Origin of the sequence: Saccharomonospora cyanea NA-134, assembly GCF_000244975.1 — a bacterium.
Classification (GTDB): Bacteria; Actinomycetota; Actinomycetes; order Mycobacteriales; family Pseudonocardiaceae; genus Saccharomonospora; species Saccharomonospora cyanea.
In genome coordinates this window covers 3,950,172-3,965,932 of the sequence record NZ_CM001440.1, presented here as the reverse complement: position 1 = coordinate 3,965,932, position 15,761 = coordinate 3,950,172, and the positions used below count along the sequence as shown (strand labels likewise).

The following is a 15,761-nucleotide window of genomic DNA, read 5'->3' as shown; positions in this document are numbered from 1 at the left end:
TCGATGCAGGTGACGCGGCGCTGGCAGTTGCCGTTCGGTGGCCGGCGTGGTCCGGAGGTGGAGTTCCCAGGGGAGAAGGGGTTCGTCGGCGGGACGATCGACGACTCGGCCGGCTTCGTGACCCTGGGGGCACGGCAGTACGACCCGGAGCTGGGGCGGTTCCTGTCGGTGGATCCGCTGATGGACCTCACCGATCCGCAGCAGATGCATGGCTACACCTATTCGAACAACAGCCCGATCACCTATTCGGACCCGTCGGGGTTGTTCTTCGGATGGTTCAAGAACGTGGTCTCGACTGTCGTCAAGGTCGTCAAACAACGGTATTTCCAGCGTCCTCGATGGTCCGGTGGGGGTTACTCGAAAAAGCGGAGCACCCGCACAGCGGGTTACAGCCGACCGGGTGGTGGAGCTTCCGGTGTCGGCGGTGTTTCGGTTGCGCAGAACAGCTTTTGGGGTGATGTGGGCAACTGGCTTGTGGACGCGGGTGAATGGATAGTTGATAACGGCAGTGATTTAGGGCATCTTACTCTTGATGGTGTGGGCCTGGTTCCGGGTATTGGCATTGTTGCGGATGGCCTGAATTGTGCGTGGTACGGGCTTGAGGGAAATGGTGTCGATGCTGGGCTTTCGTGTGCGGGAGCACTTCCGGGCGGGCAGGCCGCGACACTAACAAAGTGGTTCGGCAAGGGTGCGGATGCTGCTGGTGATGCGGCGGGTGCGGGTCGTCGAAGTGGTGGTGGTCCGCCGGGGTGCAACAGTTTCGTGCCCGGTACCGGTGTGTTGTTGGCCGATGGCAGTGTGAAGTCGATCGAGGAGGTCGGGGATCGGGTGTGGGCCACCGATCCGGAGACCGGCGAGGAGGGGCCGCGTACGGTCGTGGCGACCATCACCAGCTCCGGCATCAAGGAGCTCGTCGAGATCACGGTCGACGTCGACGGTGCAGACGGTGACAAGACCGCCACGGTGGTGGCCACGGCCGAACACCCTTTCTGGGTCGACGACCAAGGCCACTGGCTCCACGCCGACCAGCTTGCCCTCGGCAGTGAGCTGCTGACCGCGGACGGCGAGCGGTTCGAAGTCCTCAGCCTCGATTGATGTCGGCGGCGGTGAGGCTGCGGGGTTGGAGTAGTTCGGCTATGGGCTTCGTCGAGGTCGCCGGGGGAGGGGCGCAGCAGTGCTCCGTCGTGGTCGGCGGCGGTCCAGACGCCGAGGAGGCAGGCGGTGCGCAGACCTGCGTTGGCGTTGTCCACGGGCACGTTCAGGCCTACCTGGATGCCGTGCGCGTAGCGGGAGACGATTTCGGCGAGGGCGGCGAAGTCGCCGAGTCCACCGCCGGACTGGCGTCCGGTGAGTTCGGTCTCCCGGTCGGTCGGTTGCCCGAGTTCGGCCAGTGCGGCCATGTCGATGCTGACGGTGTCGGTGGGGGAGTGGTCAGGCTGCGGGGGTGTCGGTGCCGCGCAGGATGTACGTGTCGTCGCCGAACACGGCGGAGATCTGGATGTGTCCGCCGAGGGCCTGGACGTAGCGAGCGATGGCATCGACGGTGGAGACCTCGCCGCGTTCGATCTGGGAGATTCGGCTCTTGGTCACGCCCATCTTCTCGGCCACGTCGGTCTGGGAGAGGCCGAGAGCCTTACGACGCTCGCTGAGCCGGTGGCCGTCTATGTAGGCCTGGTTGCGCTTCCTGGCCTCGGTCACCGCCTCCTCGCCGCCTGCCTCGGCGACGACGTTGGCGCGAACCTCGCTCCACTTGGGGAATTTCGTCATCGCTGCTCCTCCTCGGCTTGACGTTCCTTCAGATACTCCTCGTACAGGTCCTCGGCCAGGGGGATGGCCCGCTGGTACCAGCCCGACCAGTTGCCCGACTTGTCCCCGCCCGTCAGCAGGACGGCCGAGCGCCACGGACCGAACACGAATAAGATTCGAATCTCTGACCGGCCCGCCGAGCCCGGCCGCAGTTCTTTGAGGTTGTGCAGGCGGGAACCTGCGATGCGGTCCACGAGTGGCCGACCCAGCCTCGGTCCGGCCTCGGCGAGCCGATCGATGGCATCAACGACCAGTGCCTTCGACCGCTTGTCCAGGGCATTGACCCAGACGAGCAGGTCGTTGGTGATGCGTGTCTCCCACTCCTCCACCCATGAGAGTGTAGCAAATGCTTTACTTCCGGAGCTGTGTCACGCGTATCCGCTCTCGTCTGAATCGCGGTGTGCGGGAGCATCGAGGGCGCCATGCACACCAACGAGCCGCCCTCACGGATACTCCGCGCTGCATGCTCCTGAGCCGTTGAGGTAGCCCTGGCGCAGAGCCTCGATGCGGGCGAAGCCGTTCACTGCCGGGTGTCCGTTGACGTCGGCGGCGATGAGGCTGCGGGGCAGCAGCAGCTCGGCGATGGCTTCGTCGAGGTCGCCCGGTGAGGGGCGCAGCAGTGCTCCGTCGTGGTCGATGGCGGCGGTCCAGGCGCCGACGAGGCAGGCGGTGCGCAGTCCCGCGTTGGCGTTGTCCACGGGCACGTTCAGGCCCACCTGGATGCCCTGCACGTAGCGGGAGACGACCTCGGCGAAGGCGGCGAAGTCGCCGAGCCCGCCGCCGGACTCCCGCCCGGTGAGTTCGGCCTCCCGGTCGATCGGTTGCCCGAGCTCTGCCAGCGCCGCCATGTCGATGCTGACGGTGTTGGAGTCCTGGCAGTAGGACGCGGGCGGCGTGGAGACGCCGTTCGGGCAGGACGCGCCCTGGTTGACGATCTTGGGGCCCGGCACTCCGGCGCCCGCGAACGACTCGTCGAGGCTCTGCTGGAGCATTCCCAGGGTCTGGTCGTTGACGCTGATGTCGCCCATGCCCGCGTCGTCGGGGTCGAAGGGGCGCTCCGTGATGCGCGAGTCGACGTCGGCCTGGTCGATGGCCGCGCACTTCGCCGCGTCGGTCTCGAAGCCGAGCTGGAACGCGTAGGTGCGGTCGAACGCCGTGCCGTGCGCGCCGGCCGCCGCGTGCGACTGGCCGGGGGAGTCGCGGATGAAGAACAGCGACGCCATCACCTGGTTCAGGCCTTCGGACGTGGAGACCTCGAAGTACTGGCTGTGGCCCTCGGCGATCCACCGGAAGTACGCGCCGGTGAAGCAGTCGGCCTGCTGTTCCTTGACGATCGTCGACGTCTGCTCGCTGATGCCGGCCTTCGCGCCGAGACGGTACTGCACTGCGTGCCCGAACTCGTGGCCGAGCACGGTGACCACGGCCATCGGGCCGAACCGTTGCCGCAGCAGCGGCAGCAGCGTGCCCCGGTCCCAGGCCACCAGGTCCTCCGGCGGGCAGTAGAACGCGTTCATGGCCACGTCGGCGGTGGTCGCCCCGCACACGTTGATGTCGTCCGTGGTGGAGTCGTAGGACAGCAGCCTGCTCACCGGCTGGAACTGCTCGCCGAAGTGGCGGGGGAACTGTTCCTTCCAGAACGCGGACACGTCCGCGATCGCGGCGACGGCGAGCCGGTCGTCCTCCTCGGAGGAGACGTTCTCGACGTTCAGCCGCGGTTTCGGCGCGGAGGTCCTGAGCCCGCTCTCGAAGTGGGTGATCGGCAGTCCCGCGATCTCGCCCTCGCTGCGGAGTTCGCCCTCGATCTCACCTGAGCAGGCCGCCGTCAACGTGGCCACGGCGACGGCCAGAGCCAGGAAAGCGCGCCGCACCCCTCGTCCCCCTGTGCGTTCCATGGCGGGCACAGTAGCGGACGCGGGGGTCGTATCGAGGCGATCCCGTACAAGTCGGGTGTGACGCCGCTGACGGTGACTCCGGGGTCCGGCGGCGGTGTGAGGCCGCGCGCGGCACTCGCGGCCCGGCGATATGGTCGATCATCATGAAAGCTGTCCGCCGGTTCACCGTGCACGCGCGGGTGCCCGACGAGTTGACGGGGCTCACCGAACTGGCCACCAACCTGCGGTGGACCTGGCACCCGCCGACGCGCGATCTGTTCGCGTCGATGGACGACGCGCTGTTCCGCAGGATCAGGGACCCGCTGCGCATGCTGGCCGAGGTGCCGGCCTCCCGGCTGGAGGAACTCGCGCGCGACCCGGAGTTCCTCGCCAGGGCGCGCGAGGCCACCGACGACCTGCGGCGCTACCTCACCGAGCCACGCTGGTTCCAGCGCCGGGTGGAGGAGGCGGGCGACGGGGAACGGTTCCCGCGCGCGGTGGCGTATTTCTCCATGGAGTTCGGGGTGCACGAGGCGCTGCCGAACTACTCCGGCGGGCTGGGCGTACTGGCAGGCGACCACCTGAAGGCCGCGTCCGACCTCGGCGTCCCGGTGATCGGCGTGGGACCGCTGTACCGCGCGGGGTACTTCCGGCAGTCGCTGTCGCTGGACGGCTGGCAGGTCGAGCACTACCCGGTGATCGACCCGAGCGGGCTGCCGCTGGAGCTGCTCACCGAGCCGTCCGGCGATCCGGTGTACGTGCGGGTGGCGATGCCCGGCGGGCGTGACCTGCTGGCGCAGATCTGGCAGGCCCGCGTCGGCCGCGTGCCGCTGCTGTTGCTCGACACCGACGTCGAGGGCAACGACGAGGACCTCCGTGGGGTCACCGACCGCCTCTACGGCGGCGACGACGACCACCGCATCCGGCAGGAGATCCTCGCCGGGATCGGCGGCATGCGGGCGGTGCGCCGGTACTGCGAGCTGACCGGACACCCGCAGCCGGAGGTCTTCCACACCAACGAGGGCCACGCCGGGTTCCTCGGGCTGGAACGGGTGAGGGAGGTCCTGTCGGCGGGTGAGCTGACGTTCGACGAGGCGTTGTCGGCCGTGCGCGCGGGCACGGTGTTCACGACGCACACGCCGGTGCCAGCCGGGCTCGACCGCTTCGGGGCGGACCTCGTCCGGCACTACTTCGGTGACGGCAGGCTGTTGCCGGGCGTGGACGTGGGCCGCGTGCTCGCGCTCGGCGCCGAGGACGACCCCCGGCGGTTCAACATGGCCCACATGGGGTTGCGGCTCGCGCAGCGCGCCAACGGCGTGTCCGCCCTGCACGGGAGGGTGTCGCGACGCATGTTCACCCGGCTGTGGCCGGGTTTCGACACCGAGGAGGTGCCGATCTCGTCGGTGACCAACGGTGTCCACGGGCCCACGTGGGTGGCGCGGGAGATGAGCGCGCTGCTCGGCGGCAGCGACGAGGAGTGGGGCCACGACGGCGACGGGTCCGGTATCGACCCGAACGTCACGGACGAGCAGTTGTGGGAGCTGCGCCGCGAACTCCGCGGGAACCTCGTCGCCGAGGTGCGGCGCCGGGCGCGCCAGGCGTGGCTGCAACGCGGGGCGTCGGCGCTGGAACTCGGCTGGACCGAGCGCATCTTCGACCCCGACGTGCTCACGGTCGGGTTCGCGCGGCGCGTCCCCACGTACAAGCGGCTCACGCTGATGCTGCGTGACCCCGAGCGGCTGCGTGCTCTGCTGCTCGACGATGAGCATCCCATCCAGATCGTGGTGGCGGGCAAGTCGCACCCGGCCGACGAGGGCGGCAAGGCGCTCATCCAGAAGATCGTGAAGTTCGTCGACGACCCCGCCGTGCGGGAGCGGATGGTGTTCCTGCCCGACTACGGCATGTCGATGGCCCGCTACCTCTACCGGGGTTGCGACGTGTGGCTCAACACGCCCACGAGGCCACTGGAGGCGTGCGGCACCTCGGGGATGAAGGCGGCGCTCAACGGCTGCCTGAACCTGTCGATCCGCGACGGCTGGTGGGACGAGTACTACGACGGCAGCAACGGCTGGGCCATCCCCACGGCCGACGGGGTGACGGACCCGCTGCTGCGCGACGACCTGGAGGCGGCGGCGCTCTACGACCTGCTGGGCCAGCAGGTGGCGCCGCTGTTCTACGACCGCGACGCCGCCGGGGTGCCGCGAGGCTGGGTCTCCATGATCTGGCACACACTCCGCACGCTTGGGCCTCGGGTGCAGGCGTCGCGCATGGTGCGGGAGTACGTGGAGTCCTACTACGGGCCCGCGGCCACGACGGTGGCGGCGGCCGTGGCCGACGACTACGCGGGCGCGCGTTCGCTGGCGGCCTACCGGGCCCGCGTGGACGCGTGCTGGCCGCTGGTGCGCGTGGTGTCCACGGACCTGTCCGTCGAGGGCGGCGACACGCCCGTGGTCGGCACGCCCGCCCGCCTCACGGCCCGCGTCGACCTGGCCGAACTCGATGAGTCCGATGTGGAGGTTCAGGCCGTCGTGGGCAGGGTGGGCGACACCGACGACCTCAGCGACGTGGTCACCGTGCCGCTGTCGCCGTGCGGGCGCGGCGAGTTCGCGGGCACGCTGCGGCTGCCGTTCGCGGGCTCGCTGGGCTACACGGTGCGCGTGCTGCCACGGCATCCGTTGCTGGCGAGTCCCGCCGAGCTCGGCAGGGTCGTGCTCGCCTGAGCTTCGGGGTGCGTTCTTGCCTTCCCGGGCCGGTCGGTGACAATGAGCCCGTGAATGACGTGGCGGTCCCGGAGAACCTAGCCGATCTCGTGATCCACGCCTCCGGTGTGGGGGTCAGGAGGGGAAAGAACAACCTGCTCGCCGACCTCGACTGGTCGGTGGAGCTGGACGAACGGTGGGTGGTGCTCGGCCCGAACGGCGCGGGCAAGACCACGCTGCTCAAGCTCGCCGCGGCGGAACTGCACCCCACCACCGGTGCGGTGCACGTGCTGGGTGAGCGGCTCGGCCGCGTGGACGTGTTCGAGCTGCGCACGCGGATCGGGTTCACCTCCGCCGCGATCAACGGCCGCATCCCGCCCGAGGAGAAGGTGCGGGACGTGGTGGTCAGCGCCGGGTACGCCGTGCTCGGACGCTGGCGGGAGTCGTACGACGAACTCGACACCGCCCGCGCCGAGGAGCTGCTGGCGGCGCTGGGCATCGGCCACCTCGCCGACCGCAGCTACGGGACGCTGTCCGAGGGCGAGCGCAAGCGGACGCTCATCGCGCGGTCGCTGATGACCGACCCGGAGATGTTGCTGCTGGACGAGCCCGCCGCCGGACTGGACCTCGGCGGTCGGGAGGACCTCGTCGCCCGGCTGTCGGATCTGGCCCTCGACCCCGACGCGCCCGCCATGGTGCTGGTCACCCACCACGTGGAGGAGATCCCGCCGGGGTTCACCCACGCGTTGCTGCTCTCGCAGGGGCGGGCGGTGACGTCCGGCCTGATCGACGACGTGCTGACCAGTGAGAACCTGTCGAAGGCCTTCGGGCAGGACCTGTTGCTGGAACGCTCGGGGGACAGGTTCTTCGCCCGACGTCGCTGATCTCCTCTACCGGCGGGTAGCCTGCGGTGGAGGCGACAACGCGATCGGCGCCGATCGCGGAACGTGAAGGAGGAAGGCGTGGGCGAGTTCGTCCGTCTCGAGGTCGACGAGGGCATCGGCACGATCCGGCTTGACCGGCCGCCGGTGAACGCCCTGAACAACCAGGTGCAGGCGGAGTTGCGCGAGGCCGCGATCGAGGCGGGCGAGCGCGACGACGTGCGGGCGGTCATCCTCTACGGCGGCGAGAAGACCTTCGCGGGCGGCGCCGACATCAAGGAGATGGCGGCGAGGTCGTACGTCGAGATGCAGCGGTTCGGCGCCGCGCTCTCGGCGTCGCTGACCACCATCGCCGAGCTGCCCAAGCCCACGGTCGCCGCCGTCACCGGCTACGCGCTCGGCGGTGGGCTCGAACTGGCGTTGACCGCCGACCGCCGGATCGTCGGCGACAACGTCAAGGTCGGCCAGCCGGAGATCCAGCTCGGCATCATCCCCGGTGCGGGCGGTACGCAGCGACTCGCCAGGCTCATCGGCCCGAGCCGTGCCAAGGACCTCGTGTTCACCGGCCGGTTCGTCAAGGCGGAGGAGGCGCTCGCCATCGGACTCGTCGACGAGGTCGTCGCGCCCGACGACGTGTACGCCGCCGCCCGCCGGTGGGCGGCGCAGTTCGTGAACGGCCCGGCCGTGGCGCTGCGGGCGGCGAAGGCCGCCATCGACGGTGGTCTCGACACCGACCTGCGTAACGGGCTGAAGCTGGAGACCGAGCTGTTCACGGCGCTGTGGGCGACCGAGGACCAGAAGCGTGGTATGCAGTCCTTCATCGAGAACGGTCCGGGCAAGGCCACCTTCGAGGGGAAGTGACGTGACCCACGTGTCGGACCCGGCCCCGAACCCGCACGCCACCGCCGACGAGGTTCAGGCCGCGTACCACGACCCCAAGCTCGCCAACGTGCTCTACCACGACTGGGAGGCGGGCACGTACGACGAGAAGTGGTCGATCTCCTACGACGAGCGCTGCATCTCCTACGCCACCGACGTGTTCAACGCCGTCGCGGGCACGCAGGGTCAGCCCTACGGCCACGCCATGGAGCTGGGAAGCGGCACCGGGTTCTTCCTGCTCAACCTCATGCAGGGCGGGGTGATCAAGAAGGGCTCGGTCACCGACCTCTCACCCGGCATGGTGCAGGTGGCGCTGCGCAACGCCGAGAACCTCGGGCTCGACGTCGACGGCCGGGTCGCCGACGCGGAGCGCATCCCGTACGACGACGACAGCTTCGACCTCGTGGTCGGGCACGCGGTGCTGCACCACATTCCCGACGTGCGCGCGGCTCTGCGTGAGGTGCTGCGGGTGCTCAAGCCCGGCGGCCGGTTCGTGTTCGCGGGTGAGCCGACGAAGATCGGCGACTTCTACGCCCGCAGACTCGGCAGGCTCACCTGGTGGCTGACCACCAACCTCACCAAGCTGGCGCCGTTGCGCGCGTGGCGCAGGCCGCAGACGGAGCTCGACGAGTCCTCGCGGGCGGCGGCGCTCGAAGCGGTCGTCGACCTGCACACGTTCGACCCGTCCGAGCTGGAGCGGATGGCGTTGGGCGCGGGAGCGGTGGACGTGCGCGCGGTGACGGACGAGTTCAGTGCCGCGCTGGTCGGCTGGCCGATCCGCACGTTCGAAGCGGCGGTGCCACAGGAGAAGCTGACGCTGCGGTGGCGGCTGTTCGCCTACCACGCGTGGCTGCGGCTCTCGGCGCTGGACCGCAAGGTGCTGGCCAAGGTGTTGCCGAGGGAGCTGTTCTACAACGTGATGATCACCGGGACCAAGCCGGCCGAGCCCTCGCGACTGTAGGGGCCCGGGTGGCCTACGCCTTCTCGCTCGGCGACGTCGCGTTCCTGCGTTCGCGGGAGGGCGGCGAGGCCCTGGAAGCGTGTTCCGGGCTCGGATTGACGGAGTCCAGCCGGTTGGCCGACGTGGCCGCCGCTCGTCGCCTCGTCGGCCCGGAACACGCCGCCGCCGTACTGGAGACACTGCTGCTGCGCCGTAAGGCTGAGGCCAAAGTGGACGGCGGTGGTCGCTGGCTGTTCACGGACGACGCCCTGCAGCAGGCGAGCGCGTCGCCCGTGGCGACATACCGCGCGGGCAGGCTCGCCGGGCGCGACGTGCACGACGTGACGTGTTCCGTGGGAGCCGACCTCGTGGCGCTCGCGGGCACCGCGGCGCGGTGTGTCGGTTCCGATGTGGACGAAGTGCGGCTGGCGATGGCGGCGCACAACTGCGCCGTCTCCGGCGTTTCCCCGGTCCTCGTGCGTGCGGACGCCCTGCGTCCGGTGACCCGCGAGGCCGTCGTGGTGGCCGATCCCGCACGGCGGGACGCGGCGGGGCGGCGGCGCTGGCGGCCCGAGGACTTCGTGCCCGCACTCGACGAACTCGCCACCGCGTACGCGGGGCGGCCGCTGCTGGTGAAGTGTGCTCCGGGGATTGATCCGCAGGCCGCGCCGTGGGCGAGGGAGGTCGAGATCGTCTCCCTCGACGGGCGGGTGCGGGAAGCGAGCCTGCTGAGCGAGGGCCTCGCCACGGTAGTGCGCAGGGCGACGGTGTTGCGGTCGGACGGCAGCGCGTGGTCGATCACCGACGCCGAGCCCGACGACGTAGCCGTGGGAGAGGCCGGGCAGTGGATCGTCGACCCCGACGGCGCCGTGGTGCGTGCCGGGCTCGTCCGGCACTACGCGGCCAGGCACGGGCTCTGGCAGCTCGATCCCCGCATCGCCTACCTGACCGGTGACACCCCGCCTCCCGGTGTGCGGGCCTTCCGGGTACTGGACTCCGGCCGTTACACCGAGAAGGCGCTGCGGGCGCTGCTGCGCCGACACGACGTCGGGCGGCTGGAGATCCTGGTGCGTGGCGTGGACGTCGACCCGGACGCACTGCGACGCAGACTCAAACCACGCGGCGCGGGCGAGGCCAGCGTCGTGATCACGCGCGTCGGCAGGACCGCCGTGGCCTTCCTCTGCCGTGCCGAACGGATACCGGAGGCCCGCGACGGCGAGCAGGGTTGAGGTAGCCGCTACCTTCCGATGACGCCTGGCCGTGCCGGTGACCTGGGATTCCACGCACCCGGCTAGGGCCGGTACGGGTGGGGATACTCCTGCGACGGTCCCTGTCCCTCGGGGTAGATCGTGCCGAGGTCGATCACGTCTTCCTCGGCCTCCTCGATCTGCCGCTGGATGTCGGGGGAGATGTTCGGCGTCATCGGTGGCCTCGGATGTGGGGTCATCACGCGCGAGCGGATCATCTCCTCCCTGCTCATGCCGTCGGAGTCCGCGGCGGGCGCGGGCTCGGGCTCGTCGGCGGCGACGGGCGCCGGAGCGGCGGGTTCCGCAGACACCTCGGAGGGTGGGGCGGACGGTGTGGTCGTCGGCTCCGAAGTGGACGAACGCGTCACCTCGTCGCTGTCGTCGGCCTTGTCCGAGGAGCTCGGAGTGCCGGTGGGGTCCGTGGCTTCCGGGGTGGGTGCCTGCCTGGTGACGGTCGTCTGTTGTGCCGTGTCCTCACCGGACCACAGCACGGAGGCGAGCACCGAGGCCGGAACCGCCGCGACCAGCACACCGAGGGAGATCCACACCTGGCGTCGCGGAGGAATACGTCGCATGGACACGTGTTGCCTTTCGGGTTCTTCGTACGGAAGGTGATGATCGAAAAGAGCGCCTGAACCTAACATCCGGCTCTCGTTGCTCCGCTCGGGTGAGACGAAGACTTGATCCGATCGAGACTGCGGGCGCGGATCGTCGGTCACAGCGGGACACTGGGTGTATGTGCCGAAACATCAAAACGCTGCGGCCGCCGTTCGCCGAAGGCGTCACCGACGCCGACATCCGGGCGGCCGCGCTTCAGTACGTGCGCAAGGTGTCCGGATTCCAGCGGCCCGCGGCCCACAACGCCGAGGCGTTCGAGCAGGCCGTGGACGCCGTCGAGGCGGCGACAGCGCAACTGCTGTCGTCGCTGAGGGTGCGAGGAGCCCCGGCCCGCTGAGCTACCCGGCCGAGCCCGCCGTCAGCCGCGCGTGAGGTGCAGGACGATTCCCTCGTGGGTGCGCAGGCGGACGGAGGACACACCGGGGATTCCGATGCCGACCCGGCCCTCGCCGTGGGACCTGGCTCGGACTGCGACGGCCTCCGGATCGTCGACTTCCAGCACCACCTCCCACGCCGGCGCGCCGTCGACCTTCTCGGCCACGAACGCCGCGGAGGCAAGCTCGGCTTCGAGCACCGTGCGGTAGAAGTCCCGCGCCCGCGCCGCGTCGGGGTGGGACAGCACCATGCGGTACGGGGCTGCCGGGAGCCCGGGCGGGAAGTCCCACCCGGCGAACCCTTCTGCCTGCCACAACGAGAACGCGGCACCCAACGGGTCGGTCAGCGTGGCCATCCGGCCCTGACCGGGTACGTCGAAGGGCCCGACCACGAGCTCGGCGCCCCGCGCCAGAGCCATGTCGACGCGCCGGTCGACGTCGGTGACGGCGAGGTAGTACGCCACATGAGCCGGAAGACCTTCCGGATACACGGGGTTCGCCAGATCGCTGACGCCTCCGATCTCATGCCCTGCGACACTGAGCACCGGAGACCGCCTCGGGCTGTCCGGGGGAACCGCGACCTGCCACCCGAGCACGGCGGTGGCGAAGGCGGACACCCCCGTGACGTCGTGGGTCTTCACGTCCAGCCAGCAGAAGGAGCTCGCGGCCGAGCCAGGCGCACTGTGCACAGGGCAGTGATAACGGCCTGGCGCCCCGGGAGCAACGGAGTTTCCCGCCCGCCTTCCGTCAGGGCTTCAGGTGCCGGTTCAGCACCTCGGCCTCCGCCCGGAGCCGTTCGGCGGCTTCGACGCGGCCCAGCCGCTCGTACTCGTCCGCTGCGGCCGTGCGCTGTCGTACCTCGTTCTCGACGATAGACCGCAGCTCCGCCTCGGTGAGGTCGCGTCGCCTCGTCTCCGCCGCACCGACACCACTCGCCGCCCCCGCGACGTGTTCGCTGTCGGTGCCGGTGGCTTGCGCGCTGTCGACGGGGACGGCCTCGGCGTTGTCGATGGCTCCCAGTGCGGAGCGCAGTGCCGCGATGGCGACGCGGTCGCGGGTCTTGAGGGCGGCGGTCAGGTCCTGGCGCAGATCGGCGCGCATGGCGAAGCTCCTGTCGTGGGTGAAGAGAGATTTGGCGGTATGGACGTATGATAAAAGCATGCCACGGATCGTCGATCATGATGAGCGCCGTAACCGGATCGCGCGGGCGTTCCAGCGCCTGCTGGCCGCTGAAGGGTTCGCCGCGGTCTCGTTCTCCCGGGTGGCGGCCGAGGCCGGGGTCTCGGTCGGGCTCATCCAGCACTACTTCACGGGCAAGGACGCGTTGCTGCGTTTCGCCTACGACGACGCCGGGTGTCGCATGAGCGAGCGGGTGCGGGTCCGCGTCCGCGCGGGTGAGGCCGCCGGTCTGCCGATCGCGCGGGTGCTGCTCGACTCCCTGGTCGAGCTGCTGCCGCTCGACCAGGAGCGCGACCTCGAATACCGCGTCCGCCAGCACCTGCAGGCCCAGGCGCTGCACCATGGGGGGCTCGCCGAGGTGGCCCGCAGGGCCGGCGGCGACATTCTCCGCCACGTCACGACCGTGATCGAGCACGGCAAGGAGTGCGGTGAGGTCGATCCCGGCGTGGACGCGGTGCTCGCGGCCCGGACGATCCTCGCGACCGTGCAGGGGTTGGCGGACCAGGTCGCGCTCTCCGGTGCGGACGCCTTCCCGGCACGCGACGCGCTGGGCCGGGTCATCGGCACGGTGTTCACCGGTGGGGGCGGCGTCCCGGATCGCTGACCCTTCCCAGGGCGATGGCGGCGTATTGCTACTTTGATCATATGACCTTATTGCAAAAACCAGGGGGCACTTGGTGACCCGGCACGTGACCGTGCGGCTGTCCAGCGGCGCCGTGCGCGGCCGCCGCGTCGACGGGCATCTCTTCTTCCAGGGCATCCCCTACGCCGCGGCCCCGGTCGGGGAGCTGCGATGGCGGACGCCCGCGCCGGCCGAGCCGTGGTCCGGCGTCCGGGACGCGACCGTGCCCGGCAACCCAGCTCCGCAACTCGCCCAGCCGTTCGAGGCCGTCACCTCCCTCGACGAGGACTGCCTGACCCTCGACGTCACCGCTCCGGAGGAGACTTCCGAGGGCGCGGGCAAACCGGTGCTGGTGTGGTTGCACGGCGGCGGTGGTACGAACGGAACCGCTACCGCCTATGACGCACGGCGGCTCGCGGTCACCGGCGACCTCGTGGTCGTGAAACCGAACTTCCGGCTCGGAGTGCTGGCGTGTTTCGGCTATCCGGGGCTGGCCGACAGCGGAACCTTCGGCCTGCGGGACCAACAGGCAGTACTGCGCTGGGTGCGGCGGGAGATCGCCCGGTTCGGTGGCGATCCGGACAACGTGACCCTGGCCGGCGAGTCGTACGGCGCGCTGCAGGTCGCGGCACACCTGACAGCACCCGCCTCGGCCGGGCTGTTCCACCGTGCCGTCCTGCAGAGCGTGTTCTCCGTGCTGGGCTCGACGCCCGCACACCTGCTCATCCCCGGTGTTCCGGCGCTGCCGCCGAGGTGGTCGCCGGTGGCCGAGTCGCAGCGGTTCGGCGCCGCCGTCGCGGCCGAACACGGTTGGGTGAAGCCGGGCAGTGACCCGGAGTCGGCACTCGCACAACTTCGGCGCGTTCCGGTGAAGGACCTGCTCCAGACGTCAGGAGCCTTCATCCGGCCCGCCTTCGGTGGGGCGGTCCTGCCCTTATCGCCGGAGGTGGCGATCCCCGCAGGTCGCTTTCACCGGGTGCCGGTGCTGCTGGGTACCACGCGTGACGAGGCCCGGTTCTTCGTCGGGCTCTTCGCCGACGCCGTCGGCAACCCCGTCACGGCTGAGGACTACCCCCGGCTGCTGGCCGAGGCGTTCGGGGACGCGGCCGACGACGTCGCCACGCGATACCCGCTGGACGACTTCGCGACCCCGAGCCTCGCCTGGGCACAGATCTGCACGGACCGGGCCTGGGCCCGACCCACCTGGGAACTGGGCCGGGCCTTCGCGACCCACACCGACACCTGGCTCTACGAGTTCGCCGACCGCGACGCCCCGGCTCCGCTGCCCCTGGCGGGGCTTCCGTCCGGGGCCCAGCACGCGTGTGAGCTGAGGTACCAGTTCGACGTCGCGGGTACTCCGCCGCTGTCGGCGGCACAACGCAGGCTCGCCGACCGGATGAACCGCTACTGGGCGGCCTTCGCCGCTGACGGTGATCCCGGCCGCGACGACCTCCCCGCCTGGCCCGGCTTCGGCACCGGCCACGTCCAGTCGCTGGCACCCGACCGCGTCGGCGGCACGGACTACGTGGCCGAGCACCGCCTCGACTTCTGGGAACGGATGCCGTGAGAGTGCCTCCGCGCGTTTCGACCCCACGGACCCGATGGAGCGGGGCGTCGACGATACCGGCTGTCACCGGGGCGCCGTACGATTCCGGTCGTGACAGTTGTGACCGGCGCCCCATCCGTTCCCGCGGCCTCCCGACCGCAGGAGGTGTCACCCGCGGCGCAGTACCTGCGCGACCTCGCACTGCTGCGCCGGGTGCGCGACCGGATCGACCGGGAGTACGCGCAGCCGCTGAACGTCGAGGCACTCGCCCGCGGTGTCAACATGTCGGCCGGGCACCTCAGCCGCCAGTTCCGGCGAGCCTACGGCGAGTCGCCGTACTCGTACCTGATGACGCGGCGCATCGAGCGTGCGATGGCGCTGCTGCGTCGCGGTGACCTCAGCGTCACCGAGGTCTGTTTCGCGGTCGGTTGCTCGTCGCTGGGCACCTTCAGCACCCGCTTCACCGAGTTGGTCGGTGTGCCACCCAGCGTCTACCGGCGGGAGTCGGCGCGCGAGGCCGAAGGGATGCCGCCGTGTGTGGCGAAACGGGTCACGAGACCGGTCAGGAATCGAGAAGCATCACCTCGCCGGGGCGCAATAGCGTGACGGCCATGAACACCACAGATCTCACCATTCACCAGACGTTCCTGCCGCACACCGACCCGGAGGCCTCCCTGGCCTTCTACCGGGACACGCTCGGCTTCGAAGTCCGCAACGACGTCGAGTACCAGGGGATGCACTGGATCACGGTGGGCCCTCCGGGGCAGCCCGGCACGTCCATCGTGCTGCACCCGCCCGCGGCCGACCCCGGCATCACCGACGACGAGCGCCGCACCATCGCCGAGATGATGGCCAAGGGCACCTACGCCAGCATCAACCTGGCCACCAAGGACCTCGACGGTACCTTCGAGCGACTGCAGTCCGGTGACGCCGAGGTCGTCCAGGAACCGACCGACCAGCCATGGGGCGTCCGCGACTGCGCTTTCCGCGATCCGGCGGGCAACATGGTCCGCATTTTCGAGCTGCGGTGAGTCCCGGACGCGCGTCCGACCACTGCGACGACCCGACGACCTGACGACCCGCACACGGCACCTGGGAG

General features: G+C 70.1%; 17 protein-coding genes and 1 pseudogene. 11 read left to right on the top strand and 7 right to left on the bottom strand.

The genetic code is table 11. The features are described 5' to 3' along the window. The first annotated feature begins 3 nt into the window (after positions 1–3). Positions 4–1,095, top strand: coding sequence for an RHS repeat-associated core domain-containing protein (locus tag SACCYDRAFT_RS26985; RefSeq protein ID WP_005458463.1), 1,092 nt, complete (start codon positions 4–6; stop codon positions 1,093–1,095). Here the strand turns inward: SACCYDRAFT_RS26985 and SACCYDRAFT_RS26980 are convergent. The 4 genes and pseudogenes from SACCYDRAFT_RS26980 to SACCYDRAFT_RS18325 form a co-directional block, all read right to left on the bottom strand. Further along, positions 1,091–1,421: pseudogene (locus SACCYDRAFT_RS26980) on the bottom strand (neutral zinc metallopeptidase); the annotation flags it as partial. The gene SACCYDRAFT_RS26985 and the pseudogene SACCYDRAFT_RS26980 overlap by 5 nt on opposite strands. Positions 1,422–1,431: 10 nt before the next feature. Further along, complete coding sequence (locus SACCYDRAFT_RS18335) at positions 1,432–1,767, bottom strand: helix-turn-helix domain-containing protein (protein ID WP_005458461.1); 336 nt, start codon at positions 1,765–1,767, stop codon at positions 1,432–1,434. Continuing rightward, complete coding sequence (locus tag SACCYDRAFT_RS18330; protein WP_005458459.1) at positions 1,764–2,135, bottom strand: type II toxin-antitoxin system RelE/ParE family toxin; 372 nt, start codon at positions 2,133–2,135, stop codon at positions 1,764–1,766. The genes SACCYDRAFT_RS18335 and SACCYDRAFT_RS18330 overlap by 4 nt, the downstream gene beginning before the upstream one ends. Positions 2,136–2,249: 114 nt before the next feature. Continuing rightward, a complete protein-coding gene (locus SACCYDRAFT_RS18325; protein WP_043536633.1) occupies positions 2,250–3,698 on the bottom strand; it encodes a neutral zinc metallopeptidase in 1,449 nt (482 codons plus the stop codon). Positions 3,699–3,841: 143 nt separating this feature from the next. Between SACCYDRAFT_RS18325 and glgP the strand changes: the two genes are divergently transcribed. The 5 genes from glgP (at position 3,842) to SACCYDRAFT_RS18300 (ending at position 10,305) form a co-directional block, all read left to right on the top strand. Beyond that, positions 3,842–6,397, top strand: coding sequence for an alpha-glucan family phosphorylase (gene glgP / locus SACCYDRAFT_RS18320; protein WP_005458455.1), 2,556 nt, complete (start codon positions 3,842–3,844; stop codon positions 6,395–6,397). A 50-nt stretch (positions 6,398–6,447) separates the two neighbouring features. Next, positions 6,448–7,260 carry an ABC transporter ATP-binding protein gene (locus SACCYDRAFT_RS18315; protein WP_043536631.1) on the top strand — a complete coding sequence of 271 codons (813 nt, stop codon included), beginning with the start codon at positions 6,448–6,450 and terminating at the stop codon, positions 7,258–7,260. Positions 7,261–7,338: 78 nt separating this feature from the next. Next, a complete protein-coding gene (locus SACCYDRAFT_RS18310; RefSeq protein WP_005458452.1) occupies positions 7,339–8,118 on the top strand; it encodes an enoyl-CoA hydratase/isomerase family protein in 780 nt (259 codons plus the stop codon). 1 nt (position 8,119) lies between these two features. Next, entirely contained in the window at positions 8,120–9,097 is a 978-nt protein-coding gene (locus SACCYDRAFT_RS18305; protein ID WP_005458450.1) for a class I SAM-dependent methyltransferase, read from the top strand. Between the two features lie 8 nt (positions 9,098–9,105). Next, the gene (locus SACCYDRAFT_RS18300; protein WP_005458448.1) at positions 9,106–10,305 is read left to right on the top strand and encodes a THUMP-like domain-containing protein; all 1,200 of its coding nucleotides are present in this window, start codon (positions 9,106–9,108) and stop codon (positions 10,303–10,305) included. A 62-nt stretch (positions 10,306–10,367) separates the two neighbouring features. Here the strand turns inward: SACCYDRAFT_RS18300 and SACCYDRAFT_RS18295 are convergent, their stop codons facing one another. Then, entirely contained in the window at positions 10,368–10,898 is a 531-nt protein-coding gene (locus SACCYDRAFT_RS18295; protein ID WP_005458447.1) for a hypothetical protein, read from the bottom strand. A gap of 161 nt (positions 10,899–11,059) precedes the next feature. On the opposite strand from SACCYDRAFT_RS18295, the gene SACCYDRAFT_RS18290 reads away from it, so the two are divergent. Continuing rightward, positions 11,060–11,278, top strand: a complete 219-nt coding sequence (locus SACCYDRAFT_RS18290; RefSeq protein WP_005458446.1) for a DUF2277 domain-containing protein — start codon at positions 11,060–11,062, stop codon at positions 11,276–11,278. A gap of 21 nt (positions 11,279–11,299) precedes the next feature. Here the strand turns inward: SACCYDRAFT_RS18290 and SACCYDRAFT_RS18285 are convergent, their stop codons facing one another. Beyond that, positions 11,300–12,004: a VOC family protein gene (locus SACCYDRAFT_RS18285; RefSeq protein ID WP_005458445.1), complete on the bottom strand. Its 705-nt coding sequence runs from the start codon at positions 12,002–12,004 to the stop codon at positions 11,300–11,302. A gap of 58 nt (positions 12,005–12,062) precedes the next feature. Next, a complete protein-coding gene (locus SACCYDRAFT_RS18280) occupies positions 12,063–12,416 on the bottom strand; it encodes a GatB/YqeY domain-containing protein (RefSeq protein ID WP_005458444.1) in 354 nt (117 codons plus the stop codon). A 58-nt stretch (positions 12,417–12,474) separates the two neighbouring features. Between SACCYDRAFT_RS18280 and SACCYDRAFT_RS18275 the strand changes: the two genes are divergently transcribed. The 4 genes from SACCYDRAFT_RS18275 to SACCYDRAFT_RS18260 all read left to right on the top strand — a co-directional run bounded on the left by SACCYDRAFT_RS18275 (position 12,475) and on the right by SACCYDRAFT_RS18260 (position 15,693). Next, positions 12,475–13,098: a TetR/AcrR family transcriptional regulator gene (locus SACCYDRAFT_RS18275; protein ID WP_005458442.1), complete on the top strand. Its 624-nt coding sequence runs from the start codon at positions 12,475–12,477 to the stop codon at positions 13,096–13,098. Positions 13,099–13,171: 73 nt separating this feature from the next. Then, positions 13,172–14,683: a carboxylesterase/lipase family protein gene (locus tag SACCYDRAFT_RS18270; protein ID WP_005458440.1), complete on the top strand. Its 1,512-nt coding sequence runs from the start codon at positions 13,172–13,174 to the stop codon at positions 14,681–14,683. A 99-nt stretch (positions 14,684–14,782) separates the two neighbouring features. After that, complete coding sequence (locus tag SACCYDRAFT_RS18265) at positions 14,783–15,268, top strand: helix-turn-helix transcriptional regulator (RefSeq protein ID WP_043536630.1); 486 nt, start codon at positions 14,783–14,785, stop codon at positions 15,266–15,268. Between the two features lie 5 nt (positions 15,269–15,273). Then, complete coding sequence (locus SACCYDRAFT_RS18260) at positions 15,274–15,693, top strand: VOC family protein (protein ID WP_005458438.1); 420 nt, start codon at positions 15,274–15,276, stop codon at positions 15,691–15,693. Positions 15,694–15,761 lie beyond the last annotated feature (68 nt).